The organism is Candidatus Harpocratesius sp. (genome assembly GCF_054039255.1).
Genome location: NZ_JBPLBG010000007.1, coordinates 100,135 through 117,582 on the forward strand (window position 1 = coordinate 100,135; position 17,448 = coordinate 117,582).

16 protein-coding genes and 2 pseudogenes are annotated in these 17,448 nt (G+C 32.9%); 5 read left to right on the top strand and 13 right to left on the bottom strand.

Annotated features, from left to right (window positions below; all coding sequences use genetic code 11):
- Nucleotides 1-18: 18 nt before the first annotated feature.
- Nucleotides 19-1,563: an AMP phosphorylase gene (locus ACXLDF_RS01810; RefSeq protein WP_457556781.1), complete on the bottom strand. Its 1,545-nt coding sequence runs from the start codon at nucleotides 1,561-1,563 to the stop codon at nucleotides 19-21.
- Nucleotides 1,564-1,673: 110 nt separating this feature from the next.
- Here ACXLDF_RS01810 and ACXLDF_RS01815 point away from each other — a divergent pair, with 110 nt between their 5' ends.
- The gene (locus ACXLDF_RS01815; RefSeq protein WP_457556782.1) at nucleotides 1,674-2,648 is read left to right on the top strand and encodes a GHMP family kinase ATP-binding protein; all 975 of its coding nucleotides are present in this window, start codon (nucleotides 1,674-1,676) and stop codon (nucleotides 2,646-2,648) included.
- 34 nt (nucleotides 2,649-2,682) lie between these two features.
- On the opposite strand, the gene ACXLDF_RS01820 is transcribed toward ACXLDF_RS01815, so the two are convergent.
- From ACXLDF_RS01820 to ACXLDF_RS01830, 3 genes are all read right to left on the bottom strand, one after another.
- Nucleotides 2,683-4,221 carry an AMP phosphorylase gene (locus ACXLDF_RS01820; RefSeq protein WP_457556783.1) on the bottom strand — a complete coding sequence of 513 codons (1,539 nt, stop codon included), beginning with the start codon at nucleotides 4,219-4,221 and terminating at the stop codon, nucleotides 2,683-2,685.
- A 30-nt stretch (nucleotides 4,222-4,251) separates the two neighbouring features.
- A complete protein-coding gene (locus tag ACXLDF_RS01825; protein WP_457556784.1) occupies nucleotides 4,252-5,277 on the bottom strand; it encodes a heparan-alpha-glucosaminide N-acetyltransferase domain-containing protein in 1,026 nt (341 codons plus the stop codon).
- Between the two features lie 71 nt (nucleotides 5,278-5,348).
- Nucleotides 5,349-6,665: a soluble NSF attachment family protein gene (locus ACXLDF_RS01830; RefSeq protein WP_457556785.1), complete on the bottom strand. Its 1,317-nt coding sequence runs from the start codon at nucleotides 6,663-6,665 to the stop codon at nucleotides 5,349-5,351.
- 162 nt (nucleotides 6,666-6,827) lie between these two features.
- Here ACXLDF_RS01830 and ACXLDF_RS01835 point away from each other — a divergent pair, with 162 nt between their 5' ends.
- Nucleotides 6,828-7,382, top strand: coding sequence for a DUF1684 domain-containing protein (locus ACXLDF_RS01835; RefSeq protein ID WP_457556786.1), 555 nt, complete (start codon nucleotides 6,828-6,830; stop codon nucleotides 7,380-7,382).
- 32 nt (nucleotides 7,383-7,414) lie between these two features.
- On the opposite strand, the gene ACXLDF_RS01840 is transcribed toward ACXLDF_RS01835, so the two are convergent.
- From ACXLDF_RS01840 to ACXLDF_RS01850, 3 genes are all read right to left on the bottom strand, one after another.
- Nucleotides 7,415-9,439, bottom strand: coding sequence for a PAS domain-containing hybrid sensor histidine kinase/response regulator (locus ACXLDF_RS01840; RefSeq protein ID WP_457556787.1), 2,025 nt, complete (start codon nucleotides 9,437-9,439; stop codon nucleotides 7,415-7,417).
- Nucleotides 9,440-9,621: 182 nt separating this feature from the next.
- The gene (locus ACXLDF_RS01845; RefSeq protein WP_457556788.1) at nucleotides 9,622-10,869 is read right to left on the bottom strand and encodes a M24 family metallopeptidase; all 1,248 of its coding nucleotides are present in this window, start codon (nucleotides 10,867-10,869) and stop codon (nucleotides 9,622-9,624) included.
- A gap of 206 nt (nucleotides 10,870-11,075) precedes the next feature.
- Nucleotides 11,076-11,636, bottom strand: coding sequence for a hemerythrin domain-containing protein (locus ACXLDF_RS01850; RefSeq protein WP_457556789.1), 561 nt, complete (start codon nucleotides 11,634-11,636; stop codon nucleotides 11,076-11,078).
- Nucleotides 11,637-11,935: 299 nt separating this feature from the next.
- On the opposite strand from ACXLDF_RS01850, the gene ACXLDF_RS01855 reads away from it, so the two are divergent.
- The gene (locus tag ACXLDF_RS01855) at nucleotides 11,936-12,826 is read left to right on the top strand and encodes a PIN domain-containing protein (RefSeq protein ID WP_457556790.1); all 891 of its coding nucleotides are present in this window, start codon (nucleotides 11,936-11,938) and stop codon (nucleotides 12,824-12,826) included.
- A gap of 278 nt (nucleotides 12,827-13,104) precedes the next feature.
- On the opposite strand, the pseudogene ACXLDF_RS01860 reads toward ACXLDF_RS01855, so the two are convergent.
- Together ACXLDF_RS01860 and ACXLDF_RS01865 are read right to left on the bottom strand one after the other, a co-directional pair.
- Nucleotides 13,105-13,515: pseudogene (locus ACXLDF_RS01860) on the bottom strand (hydrogenase iron-sulfur subunit); the annotation flags it as partial.
- A gap of 64 nt (nucleotides 13,516-13,579) precedes the next feature.
- The gene (locus tag ACXLDF_RS01865) at nucleotides 13,580-14,284 is read right to left on the bottom strand and encodes a 4Fe-4S dicluster domain-containing protein (protein ID WP_457556796.1); all 705 of its coding nucleotides are present in this window, start codon (nucleotides 14,282-14,284) and stop codon (nucleotides 13,580-13,582) included.
- A gap of 104 nt (nucleotides 14,285-14,388) precedes the next feature.
- On the opposite strand from ACXLDF_RS01865, the gene ACXLDF_RS01870 reads away from it, so the two are divergent.
- Nucleotides 14,389-14,511: a hypothetical protein gene (locus tag ACXLDF_RS01870; RefSeq protein WP_457556797.1), complete on the top strand. Its 123-nt coding sequence runs from the start codon at nucleotides 14,389-14,391 to the stop codon at nucleotides 14,509-14,511.
- Between the two features lie 130 nt (nucleotides 14,512-14,641).
- Here the strand turns inward: ACXLDF_RS01870 and ACXLDF_RS01875 are convergent.
- The 3 genes and pseudogenes from ACXLDF_RS01875 to ACXLDF_RS01885 all read right to left on the bottom strand — a co-directional run.
- Nucleotides 14,642-14,944: pseudogene (locus tag ACXLDF_RS01875) on the bottom strand (4Fe-4S dicluster domain-containing protein); the annotation flags it as partial.
- 15 nt (nucleotides 14,945-14,959) lie between these two features.
- A complete protein-coding gene (locus tag ACXLDF_RS01880; RefSeq protein WP_457556791.1) occupies nucleotides 14,960-15,355 on the bottom strand; it encodes an FAD-dependent oxidoreductase in 396 nt (131 codons plus the stop codon).
- Nucleotides 15,356-15,412: 57 nt separating this feature from the next.
- Nucleotides 15,413-15,562 (bottom strand): hypothetical protein, encoded by a 150-nt coding sequence (locus tag ACXLDF_RS01885; protein ID WP_457556792.1) that lies wholly within the window; start codon nucleotides 15,560-15,562, stop codon nucleotides 15,413-15,415.
- Nucleotides 15,563-15,961: 399 nt separating this feature from the next.
- Between ACXLDF_RS01885 and ACXLDF_RS01890 the strand changes: the two genes are divergently transcribed.
- Nucleotides 15,962-16,294 (top strand): hypothetical protein, encoded by a 333-nt coding sequence (locus ACXLDF_RS01890; RefSeq protein ID WP_457556793.1) that lies wholly within the window; start codon nucleotides 15,962-15,964, stop codon nucleotides 16,292-16,294.
- Between the two features lie 241 nt (nucleotides 16,295-16,535).
- On the opposite strand, the gene ACXLDF_RS01895 is transcribed toward ACXLDF_RS01890, so the two are convergent.
- A partial coding sequence (locus ACXLDF_RS01895) for a leucine-rich repeat domain-containing protein (protein ID WP_457556794.1) occupies nucleotides 16,536-17,448 on the bottom strand: 913 nt, incomplete at its 5' end.

Below are 17,448 nucleotides of genomic sequence, written 5' to 3' on the forward strand. Positions count from 1 at the left end.
GAAAATGGGAAAAAAGCTCTATATTCGCTCGATTGTCATACCTCCTAAAATTTGAGGCTTGTGATTTTTGTAATACTCAACAGCTTCTGCAAGTTTTTCCTCACTGTCAGAATAAATTTGAAAAATCAAATCTCCTTTTGAAACTTGAGCACCAATTTTCTTATCAATAACTACTCCAGCTTGCTTTGATCCAGGGCATCCAGCAATTTTTGCAATACGGTTAATATATGCATTTTCAATTTCAGTTACATATCCTTCTTCTTCAGAATACATCTCAGCATGATGCGGGCCAATTTTAATATCTTCTGGAGTTATTTCAGGATTTCCACCTTGAGCTTTAATAATTTGCTTCATTGCCTCATATGCTTTTCCAGATTTCAAAATTTCTTTAGCTAGCTTTTTACCTTTTCCCAACTCGGCTTTTCCTGCCATTTCTAGCAATATTCCTGCTAATTCACACGATTTATTCCTCAAACTAGCAGGTCCTGCATTATAATCGCGCAATAATCTAAGTGCTTCTTGAGCTTCTAAAGCAGGTCCTACCGCATGACCAATTGGTTGATTTGCGGATGTTAGTAAGCATACTGTCTCAATCCCCACCTTTTTTGCAACTAGTTTAAATCTTTCGGCATATTTTCGCCCATGTTCAGGAGTAGGAAATTTCGTTCCCTTGCCACAAGGAATATCTAAAACAAGCTTTTTGACTCCCATACTCATTTTTTTGCATAGAATTGAAGCAATCATAATTGGAAAAGGATCCATTGAAAGGGGTTTTTCGATTCTAATAAAAGTGTTATCTGCTGGAGCAGAATCCAAAGCACCCCCCCATAGAATTCCGGCTCGTTCTGTCTGTAGAATCTCTAAAACACGTTCTTTTGTGAACGAAACGGGCGCTAATACTTCCATACTATCTGCTGTACCAGAAGGAGATGTAATGGCTCGAGTAGATGTCTTTGGAATGAATAAACCAGCTGAAGCTACTATTGGAACGATAATTAAAGTTACTTTATTTCCAGGAACTCCTCCAGTAGAGTGTTTATCATAAACATCAGGTCCAAAATCGAGGATTTCCCCAGAATGAGCCATAGCTAGTGTTAAATCAACCACTTCTTCATCGCTTAATCCACGTACTTCCAATCCTGTAATAAATGCAGCAATTTCAATGGGAAGAAGATTACCACGTGTAGCATCATTCACAATTTCAGTAATTTCTTCTGAAGATAGTGTCTTCCCCTTTATTTTGGCTTTAATTGCTTCAAATGATTTTGGTTTAGAAGATAACTGAATATCTACATCTTGGATCTCACTTTGGGGTAAAAGATCTTGAAGCTTTTGATGAACTTCATCATATAAACCAATTTCTCCTCTGTGGATCAATCCTTCTCCAGTCGCATGATCAACTACTGCTATTATTGGTTTAGTTCGTTTATCCTTATTACTAATTGGATAAATTTTTACCCGATCTCCCAGTTTTGCTCCCATAATGAAAGCATCATCATCGTCCATAACAACAATAGAAACATTTCCAGAAGATATTCCCAGTTTTTTAATTTTGAATTTCATTTTATTATACCAAGTTTGGATCAGATGCTCGATCTTAAATGCTTTATGGGATAATTTAAAAAAACTAAAACAGAACATTTTTTCGTGATCTTATTTTACTTGATGATAAAATGAATGAGATATCGAGTATACCAGCAGAATCATCTCATCAATATTTAAAAATCAATGTTCCAGGGCGAATTTGTTTATTGGGGGATAAAATAGATTTAGCCAACCTTCCTGTAATTGGATGTGCTATTGATTGCTTAGCAACAATAAAAATAAGAAGGTTATCTCAACCGGTTGTACGAATTTTTTCTAAAACATTTCAGAGAGGTTTGGAATATAATTTAGGTGAGAAAGGTGATTGGAAACACCCATTAAAATACTGGTGCGCAATCATCTATCGATTATGGAATAAAATTGATGGATTTGAAGCCATCTTAACTTCAGATATTCCTGTTGGAGGAGGTGTATCTTCCTCAGCAGCAATTTCAGTTGGATTAATTCAAGCACTAAATTCACTATTTCATTTAAAAATGTCAACCTTGGAAATTGCTGAACTTGCATACCGCGCAGAACATGATGATCTGGGTATAATGTGTGGAAGATTAGATCAATACTCAATTGCATTTGGAGGTGTATCATTTATCAATACAGGTGATGTTCCTTCAGTCGAAAAAATTCCAATTTCAACATTGCCGATTATTTTAGCAGACTCTGGCGATTCACGACAAGCTCAAGTAGTTCTACAGCGAATAAAAACACAATTGAAGCAAGAAGATCCATTAGTATTAAACTGTTTTCAAAAAATTCATTTAGGAGTAAAGGAGTGCCGTACTGCTTTAATAAAAGGTGATTTTGAAAAAATTGGCAAATTGATGAATTTACAGCAAGAACAAGAGCAATTGATGAAAACTACGACATCGAAATTAGATAAAATGTGTGAAACAGCACTAAAAGCAGGAGCTTTAGGAGCCAAACAAATTGGTGCTGGTGGAGGAGGGAGTATGATTGCTTTATGCCCATCACACACCGAAGATGTTATTCAAGCTCTGAAAAAAGTTGGTGCAACTGTAAGGAAATTTGATATTTTTAATTATTAGCACTAATCAACAAAATCTTTTGAGAAATTTTATTCTATATTTTTTCGATTGTCATACTTCCCATCTTAATTGGAGGATGAGAATTATAATACTCAAAAGCTGCATCTAATTCCGCCTGGCTTTCAGCATATATGCGAAATACAATGTCTCCACACTTAATTTTTGTGCCAATTTTTTTTTCTAACTCAATGCCTGCCTTCTTATTACCTGGACAACCCGCTAATTTCGCAATTTGATTTATTGAATGATTATCTATCGAAGCGACAATTCCATCAATTTGTGATTGTATTTCAGTTAAATACGAACCTACAGAAATATCTTCAGGTCTGATATTGGGATTACCCCCTTGAGCTTGAATAATAGCCCTCATTTTTTGAAGTGCTTTTCCTGATAATAGAATTTCCATTGCCAGTTCCTTTCCATGGCCTTCTGGTGCCTTACCTGCCATTTCAAGAAGGATTCCAGCTAAATCAGTTGATTTATTTAATAAACTTGAAGGACCTAATTGAGGGTTGTGTAACAGTCGTAATGCTTCTCTAGCTTCTAAAGCAGGACCTACAGCATGTCCTATTGGTTGTTCTGCTGAAGTTAATACGCAAGTTGTTTCAATTCCGATTCGTCTGGCAATCTCTTTAAATCTTATGGCAAATTTCTTTCCCTTACCAATTGTTGGAAATTTAGTTTCATGACCGACAGGAATATCTAAAACAAGCTTTTTTACACCCATAGCCATTTTTTTAGAAAGAATAGAAGATATCATTAGATCAAGCGGATCGATACTTAAAATTTTTTGAATGTTCAATAATACATCAGTTGCAGGGCTTGAATTCATAGAACCAGCCCAAAATATACCCGCATGCTCCTTTTCAAGAATTTGAAGCATTTCTTCCTTTGAATATGCCACATTAGTCAAAACTTCCATACTATCTGCAGTTCCTGATGGACTTGTAATCGCTCTTGTGCTTGTCTTTGGGATAAATAAACCTGAAGCAGAAATTATAGGTACGATTATCAGAGAAATTTTATTCCCAGGTACTCCACCTGTAGAATGCTTATCATAACAATTTTCCCCAAAATCGAGAATATCTCCAGAATTTGCCAGATTGTAAACTAAATCCACAATTTCATCATCGATCAAACCATTTATATGAACTCCTATAATAAAAGCAGCTAATTCTACATTTAACAATTTTTCTTCAGCACAATCTTTGACAATCTCCACAATATCCTGTGTAGAAAGAGTTTTTCCTTCTATCTTTCTTTTAATGGCACTAAATGATTTAGGTCGATTTGCTTTAATTATTTCTACGCCAGAATGTGGATGATCAGTCTTGATCTTTTCTCCAATTTCATCATAAAGCCCAACACAACCCTTTGAGAGTAATTCTTCATTAGTGGCAAAATCAACTATTGCAATTATTCCTGGCTCTTTAATTCTACCCACTTCACTAATGGGAAATACTCTAACACGATCACCTTGCTTAACGCCTAGATTGAAGGCGTCATCAGGATGCATTACAACTATTTTAACGCCTCCAGTGGATAAGCCAAAGAATTTAGTTTCAAATCGCATTTTCAATTAATTACCATTTTACTTCATTACTTAAATAGTTAGATATATCTTCTTCTTATCTAAAATGTATGCACAAAACCATAATAATACTACATTTGCCAAGCTAATTACAATTATAATTCCCCATGAAATTGTTTCAGGTATAATTATTACAGTTATCGCAAGAATAATAACATGAATTATATAGAGAACAAAGGAATTTTTTCCTTGTGGGCGAAAAATCGAATTATTACAGCAGCTCAATTCTTTATATTCGAGAATATACCATAACAAAATTAAAAATAAAGCACCTATTCCAATTGAAAGAGATATATATGAAAAATTAACCCTATGTTTACTTATTCCTAAAAAAATTGAAGAAATAATGCCAATAATTGAAAAGGAAGCACCAAATATGCCAATACTTAAAATTCTCTTCTCTTTAAATAATTCGCCAATAACTGTTGCAATAATCATCATTATCGCCCAACCAATTCCACCAATTATTCCACCATGAGAATCTATAAAAATTAAATCGGAAATTAGAACACTACTTCCATCAATAAGTAACGAAAAATTTCCTATAAAATAATATATGACAAGAAATAAGCATGCAATATCTAATCTTAGCCATTTTTTAATATTTATAAAAAAAAGGGTAACTAAGCCTGCAAATCCAATTGCTTGCAAGACCCCCCATGTAAAAAAAATTCCATTTGTTGAAATCGCTGGTGAACCTAGGAAACCAAATCCTAAAAATGCACCATAACGCCGTATGAATTGTAAATATGATTGCAGTAATCCATATTTTTCTTTTCTCTTGGTAAAAGAGATATGATATGTTAACGAAATAGCAATAATGAAAAAAGGAGCGACCAAATCGACATAAGTAAATCCATAATCAGTTGGATGCTTGCTCCATGATGGAGTTTGATCAAAAAGAGCACCTGTATTTACGAACATCATTGTCGCAATTGAAATTCCTCGAAAGACATCAATTGCAAGGGAACGTTGCGAGATTTTCTGGATTTGATCTGATGAAATCATTTTGTTTTGAGAATGCAACTTGTTTTCCATATAATTAGCTTGAATAATTACTTTTATATAAGTTGTGCATGTTGTATAAAGAGCAAAAAAAAGGAAAAAGGTTAAAGATTAATTGTAATGGGGATATCTGCTGAAAATGGTCCCTTTCTGTTTCCATCTTCATCTTTAAAACTAACAACAGTTCGAATTGGAATTTCTCCGACATCAAATGCTTTTACTAAAATCTGCCAATGCATATCTTCATTAGGACTTAGCGAATAGATGTTCTTCTTAAGTGTCCCACGCATCATCTTTAAATCTTCTGGAAATTCAAATTCAATCTCAATTTCCATAGCATTGCCATCACTGTTATTTGATATATGGACTTCAACAGGAAAAGATTGATTTATTACAGGAGTTTTCTGAGGTGTCAAAGTAATACCCAATACTGCATCTGGAGAAGTAATTTTTATATTTTTTCTTTCAGATTCTAAAGAAAAATTAAATTTCCCATCAACATCCATAATTAATTTAATCGGTCCAATAAAAGAGGTGCCTGGAATGTTTGAACGAAGGATATATCTGAGTTTTTCTTTCCCAAACTCCTTAAAGTTTAACTTTATGGGTAACTCAGGACGTTCTTTAATGCTTAGATTGTCTCCAATACTAATATGCAAATCAGATATATTTAAAAGAGTGAATTCATGCGGAACAACCCTATAATTTGCAAATTCGCATAATCTGGAGGTATCCACTATTGCATTGATTTCTATCAAAGACTCGCGCTCATATTCAGTCTCGTCCAATGGAATTTCAAGATGTACCATTAATGATGCAAGGGCAACCACTAAAGACTCTTTAATTAGTAAATTTTCCATTTCACTATATTGGAATAGGGAATAATTATCAAGCAAATCATCAATATGTTTTTCATTTTTATTGATTACGGCATTTGTTACGTGATGAACAATTTTTAACACTAAATTGGAATTAAATAAATCTGGACCTATTTGTGCCTTAAATCGTTTAACGTAAGTAATTCCCTCTTGATATTTACCTTGAACGAAATAACAGAGAAATGCAAATCCAATATTTTCTGCTGCAAATTCTTCCAACTTTGATTTTGCTGCTTTTAGAACAGATTTTGCAGCTACGCTGAAATAATCTCGTGCTTTTTGATAATCCAACAGCCGAAGAGCATTATTGGCAGCTTCCCTTTCAGCTAAAGCTGCTTGATAATATTTCCCTAATCGAGTTAAATTTTTAGAAGCATAGAAGAAACATTGTTCTGCTACCTTCCATTCTTGAAGTAAAGCGAAAATTTCACCAGCCTTTTTAAATTGAGAAGCAGACTTCTTGTATTCTTTGTTATCTAACAAAATTTCTGCTTTATTCAGCGCAACTTTTGCCTTCTTTCGCAGTTTATCTTCATTAACCATATTAAGAAAAATGAATGCGGACTATATCTAAAATGTTTCTTATAATTTCAAAATCAAAAAAAATCAACCAATTTATTATGGATTTATTAACACTTTATAATCAAGTTGATATAAATTTAAAAAGACATCCTTTTTAGGCATGAATAATTATTTTTTTTTAATATGATAAAAGAATCTGAATGGAAGGAATTCATGCACCATTCCCGCTCAGCTAAGGATGATTTCTTTAAATCGCACCCTCAATCGCCTCTTTCTATAAAAGATAGAACCCATTTTAATGGATTGAATTATTTTCCTCTGAACTTCTCCTATTGCTTAATATTGAATTTACATGAATATTCAGAGAAAGAAACAATAGAAATTCAAGATACAGGTAATAACTTGCGCCATTATTTACGTTGGGGCAAATTTGATTTTACTATAGAAGGAAATCCTGCTACACTTCAAGTATATAAAAGTCAACCATCTGATCCAAATCTTTTTCTGCCATTTCGCGACAAAACAAATGGGGATACAAGTTATGGCGCGGGTCGTTATCTGGACTTAGAGGAAGGAAGGGATCAAACAGAAGATGGAAGATGGATTGTCGATTTTAATCGCGCTTATAATCCTTTTTGTGCTTACAGCAATAATTACGTTTGTCCCTTTGTACCGATAGAAAATTGGCTGGATATTCCAATTGAAGCAGGAGAAAAGAAATTCAACAATCATCATTAAAGATTATCTTTAAAGATGAAAGCTTTAACACATCAAATCCATTTCTCGCAAACTTTTTTTAATTCCTCGATTGTAAAAGGCTTGATTAAATAATCACAAAATCCAAAATCCTTGTGATTTGCAAGAACTGGATCATCAGAATATCCACTAAATACAATCACGTTTTGCTTAGGATACGAGTTTTTCACAATTTTTATTGCATCTTTTCCTCCCATTCCTCCTGGAATGGTAAGATCCATAAAAATCAGATTGTATGGATCATTTTGAAGTATACTTTTTTGAAGATGCTGTAAAATTTCATTTCCATCAAAACACGAATCCATATGATAACCCCATTTATGAAATATCTTTTGCAAGAAAGAATGGATTTTCTGATCATCATCCATCACTAAAATTTTTCCTTCTTTTTGAAGTATAGAGATTCCTTTTTTTTCTAAAGGAGAAACATCTTGATTCTCTGAAATAGGAAGATAAATTTCAAATCGAGTACCTTTGTTAATTTCTGAAGTAAATGTTATATGTCCTCCGTGGTTTCTGACTATCGAATAAGCCATAGTTAACCCTAAGCCATTCCCCCCAATTTTAGTGGAAAAATAAGGATCAAAGATTTTAGACCAATTTTTTTTGGGGATTCCCATCCCTGTATCTTGAATTGCAATTTTGATGTAACGTCCGTTATTTAAAGGAATTAGCGAATCATCATGAAGAGAAATAGAAGAAGCATATATTGTGATTATACCTCCTTTTGGCATCGATTGTCTCGCATTAATTATGACATTATTTAGAACTTGACTAATTTGGCTAGAATCGATTTTGACGTGGGGTAAGGCAGGTTGAATTCGAAATTTGGGTTTACAATTAGAACCTCTTAAGACAAATCGGGCGCTCTCTCGAATTAAACTGTTTATATTCGTTACTTTTCGAATAGGTAAACCCCCTTTTGAAAAAGTTAAAAGTTGTTTAGCCAAATCTCTTGCCTGAAATGAAGCTGCTTCTAGATCGTTCAATATGTCATTTTGTTCTTCTGAAAAATTTGAAGTATCTAATTTAAGTAAATCAATATTTCCTAAGATAGAGACTAAAATATTGTTGAAATCATGAGCTATTCCCCCAGCCAGTAGTCCAATTGATTTAATATTCTGTTCACGGTATTTTTCTTCAGTTTGCTTCTTTCTTTGTGTAATATCTCGAGCTATTACTAAAATACTAACATATTTATTTTCTCTGAAAATAATGCGAGAAATGATTTCAACAGGAATAATTTCTCCATTTTTTAATTTCAATGCAATTTCATAAAGAGTTTTATCTGTTTTTTGCATTTTCTTCAAAAATACCATTTTTTGGATTAAAGTATGAAATTCGTTTGGTATAAAATCAAGAGCAGAATAATCAATCATTTCCTGCTTTGAATATCCCATGATTTCTGAAACTGCAGGATTGATTTTTTTAATTATTAAATTACTATCAAGAAGAAAAATCATATCTCGCAAATTTTCAACAATTTCCCTATATTCTTGTTCCTTTTCAAGAACATCACGCTCACTTTCTCTTTGAGCTGTAATATCCCTAAAAAAAGTCAAGTTTTCTTCTTGAATTTTAATATCTTGCATAATTACTTCTTTAATCTCACCATTTTTACACACAATTTTCCGTTCTCTAGGTGCTAATGGATCATATCCATGTAATTTAGCAGTTTGCAAAATTTTTTTCCGATACTCAATATCTGGATAAGCTTTATTGAACCATGTTTTATTATTCGGTAAATCTATCAGATCATATCCAAATATTGAAGTAAAAGCAGTATTTACATATATAAGTCTCTTTTGATTATCTGAAATTACTATTGGTAAAGGAAAAAACTCAACAATTTTTTGAAAACGTTCTTGATTTGAAGAGAAAATCTCTTTATCTTGAAACAATTGGGCTAAAAATGGAAGGACGAATAAGTTTTCTCCTTCTAGCACACGGAAAATATCAAGCCAGAATAAAATTTGCTCATTTTCTGATATTTTTTTTAATATGGATACTAATTCTTTTTTGATATTTTCAAGGGACATCAATAACTAAATAGAGTAAGAATCGCTAAAAAAGAGTGATTTATTAGAAAGTTTTTAATAAAAAAGTAAAAAGTTATCCTTTTTTGAAGAAGGTAACTTTTTGGAAAGTGAAATCATTATTCTTCTTAAAATCTAAAACTTATTCGCACATGTAATTAGCGATGATATTTTCTCCTTTAATTTTAAGCGATATACCACCATTCTTGCTGTGGTGCAAGAAAAAATTTGCATCCATTCTGAGTAATTCGAACCATTTCTTCCAAAGAGACAACACCGTAATGTGCAGTTTTTACTTCTAATTCTAAAGTAAATACATTATCCTTTTCAATAATTCCGTTTGGTGTATCTCCATAGCGTTCCCAAAGAGGTCCTAAAAGTGTACCACCATCATGAGCAGCAGTACCAACTTGATGACCTAAAGCATGATCAAATTCTTCGTAACCTTGGGAAATTACATATTTTCTGGCAATTTCATCAACTTCATACCCTCGCAATCCAGGATGGATAAATTCTGCCGCTTTTTTGATTGCAGTTTTGACAGTTTCAAAAGCATGAATTAATTCTTCAGGAATTTCATCTTTAGTTCCAAAAAACCACATTCGTTGAATATCAGAACAGTATCCATGATATTTCACTCCAAAATCATTATGAAGTATATTATGAAGTTTTGTTACTTGTGTTGAAAGAGGTCCTGTATGACCGACAACTTTATCTGGCCCTGCATCAATCATGGGACAATGCTCTGCCAGCCATGCATGAGATACACCATATTTTTGCATCTCTTGCTGAAACAAATCGTAAATTTCAGTTTCTGTCATTCCAATTGAGATTTGAGACGAAATGGAATGATTGATTTTATCTGTAATTTGACATGCTTCATTTATAAAAGCGATTTCAGTAGATGTTTTTCTTCCTCGCAATTTTTGGATAATTCTTTCTGCAGATTGAAAGCGATCGACAAATTCAGGCAGCATTTTCCTTAAAACTTCAAAAAGGCCATGAGATAATCCATCAGCTACAACATCAGTCTCAGAATAATTTAAGGCAATAGATTTTGGATTTAGTTGATTTAAAAAAGACCGTAATATTACTGAAATTCCTTCTTTATATCCAATTACTTCATCCCAAATATTTTTTTTTTGCTGAGCAGGAGCATCAAAATTACCAACAATAGCAGTTTTTCTGAATTTATCATCTTTATTAGAAAAAATAAAGGCAGAAATCCAAACTAATTCACCACTGATTACCAAATTCTGAATGGGATCATGATTCGAAGCTGTTTCACGAACAACAATCATCCAACACTCTATATTCTCTTCCTTCATAATTTCTGCGACTTGTTGATGCTTTTCTTGAATTATTTTAATATTTTCAACAATTGTTAGAGTGCTTTCATCATTTTTTTTAGAGATTTTTGCTAAATTACTCATATTCTTCTCCACTGTTTGAGAAAGTTAATTTATTAATAAAAAACTTTCATTTTATAAATTCTTCTTCACTAATTCTAGACTTATTCGCACTTAGAATGACTTAAAAAGATTATCATAAAGAACTTATTCGCACTGTTAATGATGAATTTTTAATCCCAAACTTATTCGCAGTCTATAAACTTAATCGCACTAATTTACACACAAATTTATGAATTATTTAATTCATCCACAATTTCAGGAAAATCTTGAAAAAAACTTAATGCTTCTTCACGCAGTTTTGAAAGAGGAAAAAAACCAGAATGCACAGAATGATCCAAAATTTTCAAAAGATAGGCCCGTTGATGTTCTGCTAAACGTTTATCCATTTGTATATAAAAGTTTTCCATCTCAAATTTCTTATGATTTGCCACAAGTACTTTTAATTCAGACATTGCAGCCTCAATTGTTAAATATGGATCATATGAAATATTCTTACGAATTCGATTTAAAATTTTTAAAATTGATGAATGTTCATGATATAAACGAATCAAAAATTGCTTTTCAATATCTGCATCTATTTGAAAAAAGTGTAAAATTGCTTTTTCTTCTAAGTAAAAATGCCGCTCAACCATCCAGATGAATTCTTTTAGAAATCGGGGATTTTCTTCTCGAGAAGAATTGTTATTTATGTATTTTAATAAAGTCTCAAGAATATGATCATGATCTTCACTGAATTTTTTTGCAATTGATAACTTTTTTACAAAGATATCATGTTTTATAGCACTCATAAGATTTTCATCACTAAAGAATAAAGAGGAGAACTCCCACTATAAAATTTTATACTATTAATTATTATAAATAGATTCATATTTTTTATATAAAAAAAATAATTGAGTTCCTTTGAAAGCATTTAATTTTAGAGTGATATCCTCTTTTCACATACCAAAATCATAATTTTTTATTTAGTATACTGATTAATGAGCAAAAATTTGATGGTATTTTATTTTTAACTTATAATTCAATAGTTCTATAAAAATGCTAACATATATAGATTCATTTTTTTTTTGTCGGTTAATTTATGTAGAAAATGTCGCACCTTCCCTTCTTCCACTTTGATGATTTAACCTTTTTTGGTAATATTTTTGATGCAATTGAAAATGGAGAAAAAGTGTTAAAGCACATTAAAAATTATTGCTCTGAATATCCCGCCTATAAGTGTTTAAAACCTGCAACAAATTATAATGCATTTTTCAGATTTGCAGGAAAATTTAATATCCCTTTTAGATATTATAATAAATTTGCAATTTTTAAAGCCCCTTCTGAACTAAACAAAGATTTATATCCATTAATCAAAATGATCAAAAAATTCGAAAAAAACCACAAAAAACAAGCATCAAGAGTGGATTGCTTAATAGGATTATATGCAAAAATTTATGGTTGGAAAGTCATTTCTTACGATAATGATTTACTTTTGAGCCTTCAAAATGAACTTAGTATCGAAGTTGATCATGCTTTTGAGATTAATCGACTTCATTTATCGGGCACTTTTATCATAGATACAAATGTTTTGTTCCACATTCTAGATAATAACAAAAAATATGCTCAATTTATCAAAGAAATCTTTCTAAATGAGAAAATTCAACTAATAATTCCTGTATGTGTACTCGAAGAATTTGACCGTGTTCAAAAATCCAGAAAAATTGCGCTGTTGAAAAAAAGTGAAGTAAACCAAAATTCAAAAAAACCAATCAATAAAATCCATAAAAATCAGAAAAATCACAAAAATTACAAAAATCAGAAAAATCAGAAAAATCACAAAAATCATAGAAATCATAGAAATCACATTCATCTCGTAAATAATGATATAGATGAACGCAATATTTTCAAAGGAAAGCAGAATAGACGTTATGGTAAAAAAACTCGCTCAAAAAAACATTTTAGAAGTAATTTTAATCAATATTCTAATTATATAAGATAAATTGAAAAATCAAATATTATGCAATAAAATAAGCAATAAAAATAAGCAACAAAAATAGAATTGATTTGATTTGAAACATTAAAATTATACGAATAGAAAGAAAAAATAATATTGCGATATGTTTACAAAGTATATCGCGGATAATTCATGAATTTTAACTTTTTTCTGGTCGAACTCGATGGGTTGTCATCCTTGCAGGATCCATCCTGTTTGCCACAAAGTTTACGGCAAACATTCATCTGCACCATCGAGACAGAGCGATATGTAATCAATAGCGTTTATTTTGTTTTACTGGCTTTTTTCCGTGCTTTTGCGGCGGCTTTAGCGGTAGCCTCGATTTGAAATTGATGCAATTTGGAGGGTCCCAATTTTCGTATTGTGTTATCCATCTCTACTGCAAATTGTCTGAACCTCTCCCCCTCAGCAGCACTGACGAATATCATTCGAATGCGTTCACGCTCTAATCCAATGGTTTCTAATATATCTTGCAAATATGCAACCAATTTCTGAGCATATTCATTACCTTTGTTAAAATCGCATTCATGGATATGTCATCCACCAATAATGATTCCGTCGGCACCCTTATTGAAGGCGCGCATAACCATATCCGCACTAACGCGAGCTGTGCATAATACCCGAACTGGTCGAATACTGGCAGGATATTGGGCACGAATTGTACCAGCCATATCTGCTGCACCGTATCCTCATTTCCAGCACAAAAACGCCACTATACGGGGATTAAATTCGGACATCTTATGAACTGCCTCCTTCTTTTAAGGCATCCATTAAAATTGCATCAATTTGGCTTTCGTATTGCTCACCACGATAATACCGAACTGTAATTGCTTCGCTGGGACAAACCGAGACACATAAACCACAACCTCGACATAGAATATTATCTACAATTGCTCCTTTTTCTTGGCTAATCGTTATTGCATGGTAGGTACACGCATCAGCGCACATCCCACATCGAGCGCACTTAGTTTCATCCGATATCGCACGAATGAGACTTATTCGATATTCGCCATTAGAGAGCAATTTTCCTATAGATGATGATGCCCCTTTTGCCTGCATAATGGATTCTGAAATAGCTTTTGGTCCATGACATGCTCCAGCAAGAACAATTCCTGGTACATCGGTATCTACCGTATTAAGACGTTGATGGAACTCCTTTAAGAAACCACTGGGATGCTTTGAAAGATTCATGACCTCATTTAACTTATCAAAGGTGCGTGAAGGCATCATTGCTGCCGACAACACAACCATATCAAATTCATATTCACGAATGGTTTTATCCGGACTAAGAGTATCTTCTAAAACTACCTTAAGATTCCCTGTTCGAGAATCTTCCCGAATACGACCTACTTTCGATCGGATAAATTTCACACCCTCTTTTCGAGCTGCTGCATAATATTCTTCATAACCCTTACCAGCTGCTCGTATATCGATGTAGGCCACCACCACGTCAATTGATGGATCATGACTTTTCACGAGTTTGGCATTTTTAATGCTCACCATACAGCATACTCCACTTGAACAGTAAACATTTCGGTTTATATCACGTGAACCGACGCACTGAACAAATAACACACTTTCAGGAGGCTTCCCATCAGATGGTCGATGAAGATGACCAACCACGGGTCCATTTGGAGCAAGCATCCTTTCTAATGAGAGCTGGGTTATGACATTTTCAAATTTACCATAACCTAAATAGCCATACTCGGGCTCGTATTCATCCCAACCAGTTGCCATGATAATCCCTCCGACTTTTACCTTAAATCGTGTATCTTTTTGGTCAAAGTTTACAGCATGCAATTCACACACGTTTTGACAATTACCACACTTAATACACGCATCCATATCGATTTGAGCTCGCATGGGCACCGCTTGTGAGAAAGCAAGATAGATCGCCTGCTGAGGCTTCATTCCTTGATCAAAACCACAAGGATTACTCGCAGGACAAACTTCGAAACATGAACCACACCCATTACAATCGTTATTAGTATACCGAGCATGTTGAAGAATCTCGATTTCGAAATTTCCAACATAGCCTTGCACATCTACGACTTCAGAAAGGGTAAATAATTCAATATTCGGATTTCGTTGCGTTTCAAGCATAACGGGCCCCAATATTCAAATACTACAATCATCTGTGGGGAAAGTACGATCCAGCATGCTCATTTTGCCACCAATTGTCGGATTTTGTTCAACCAGATACACTCTATGTCCTTGATTGGCTAAATCAAGAGCAGATTGTAATCCAGCAACACCACCACCAATGACAAGAACTGCATCGCTCACAGGAACAATTTTTTCAGGTACGATTTCCAAGCGGGCGGCTCTAGCCACACCTGCTCGAATTTGTTCTTTAGCAACGGTAGTAGCATCATCCCGATTTTTTTGATGAACAAAACTGGAATGTTCCCGAATATTTACGAACTCCAGAAAGGACGGATCAAGCCCGCAGTCTTTCAAAACTGCTCGAAAAACTGGTTCATGCGTTTTCGGAGTGCATGCTGCAACGACCACACGATTAAGATCATAGTCTTCTACTGCTTTGCGAATGAAATCGGCTCCGGACGTAGTTCAAAGGGAGAGATATCGTTCCGCATAGTATACATTTGGAAGTGTTTTGGAAAATTCAACCACTTCGTCCATGTGTACAACGCCTGCTATATTAATTCCACAATCACAAGGGAAAACTCCAATTCGTATTTCATTTGGGTCTTTAGACATAATTTGTCAAATCCATGATTAAGAACTGGTGTTTTTTGGAAATGTTAATTTGTAGCTATTGGGTAGTACGAAATTAATTGATGTTTTTAGTCCATCTATGGATTTCCCCGCTCCGGCTGAAATTGAAAGAGCGGGCTATCACTCCATATCATCGGACAGTAACTAAGTATGTGAAAGCGAAAATGAATAAGAATATTTTCCTTATGATAAATGGGGAAATTTGTTTAGACAAAGTTTTTTTCTTCAAAAAATTTGAAAAAACTTATTTGCGGCTTTTGTATATGATTCTTATTTACTTAAATTTAAATATGAAAAAAATGAAAAAGAATATTCTCGATTGTGAATGAAAATCTGTTTAAATTTGCGAAAAACTTGCGATTGTTATCAATTTTTTATCAATTGCTGTTTGTGATTGCGATTTGGACGATTACTATAATTCCAATTATTAATGATGATTTATTCGGGAATATTATCATAATATTATTCTTAATAATCAATTTAGGCTTGCTTTATTTAAGTTTTCAGCAAATTAAATTTATAAGAGACGCATATACCTATTCATCAAATGATTATATTAAAAGGGCTTATTATGTGTTCATCGGAACATTTATTCCAGGTGGAATATTGGCAGCTTTCTCCGACTATTTAGAATCGTGGATAATAATTGGGCTTATTTTTGCTTCATTCATCCTATATTGTCTGATGTTAAAGTATATTATTAATTATACATAGCAAAAAGAATTAGAAAGCAAGAATATGTGGAGAACCTTATATACATTTACTATTACAGGGTTGATCGAAATATTACTGATAATTATATATTTTGTCCCAAAAAGCGAGCTTACAGATAAAATCAAGACTTAGAGATTCTTAATTTACTGGGAATTTAATATAGGATATATCAATACTTTTTAATTTAAACAGATTTGTTTATTTTGGTCTTTCTGATTCAGAACAAATATTGATTATTATGTTAAAGAAATATATCGAAATCGTTATTTAATGTAATTCTCGGTCTCCAAAAACAAACGAACGACCTTATATATTTCTGTAATGAAGGATCTTTCAGTTTAGGAATCATTGATTCTACATATTTCATATATTGAATTCTTTCTCGACTCCATCGAATATCATCAAGACAAACAAAATCGCGTTCTACTAAGAGTTTTTTAGAAAATCTTTCATACAATTCTCTGTTCTCATTTTTTAAAGCGCGAGGGTGTAGTTTTTTTACCACTTTTTTTAGTCTGTCTGAATAGACTATGACTTCAGTAATAGTCCAGAAATCTACAGGAAGAAATGAGAGATTTGGAAAATTGGAGCAATCGCATATAGAAATTTGGATATTAGGCATGAATGCAAACTCTATTGGGATTTCGTTTAAATGATTTAAGTATCTCAAATTCAATTCATCAAGAGTAAAGCACAGTGCCCAATTTTGAGGAATTTTGGTAAAAGGTGGAAGTGTTGGAACATTTGGTATTGGCCCATAAATGGTTATTTTATTAAGATTAAAACAAGTTTTAAAATCAATATTCCAATTTTCAAGATTAATTTTTGAAAAAAAGATTTCTTTAAGAAATTGGTAATGAGTGCCTTCTACAGGAATAGAACGGAGATTTTTGCAGGTAGATAATTTAATTTTTTTGATATTTGGAGGCCAAGCCACGATTTTTTGAAGATTACAATTTTGAATACTGATTTCTGTACAATTGGTAAACATGGAAAAATCCGCGACACCGCCAAGAAATGTACTTTTAATAATTCTAAGCGAGATTACACACTCTGTATAGCGGTTTTTTTGCAAGTTTAACTCATCAATATCAAAATAAGGCATATTAGAACTCAATTCTATTCTATTATTTTTTACAACTGAATAGAGAAAA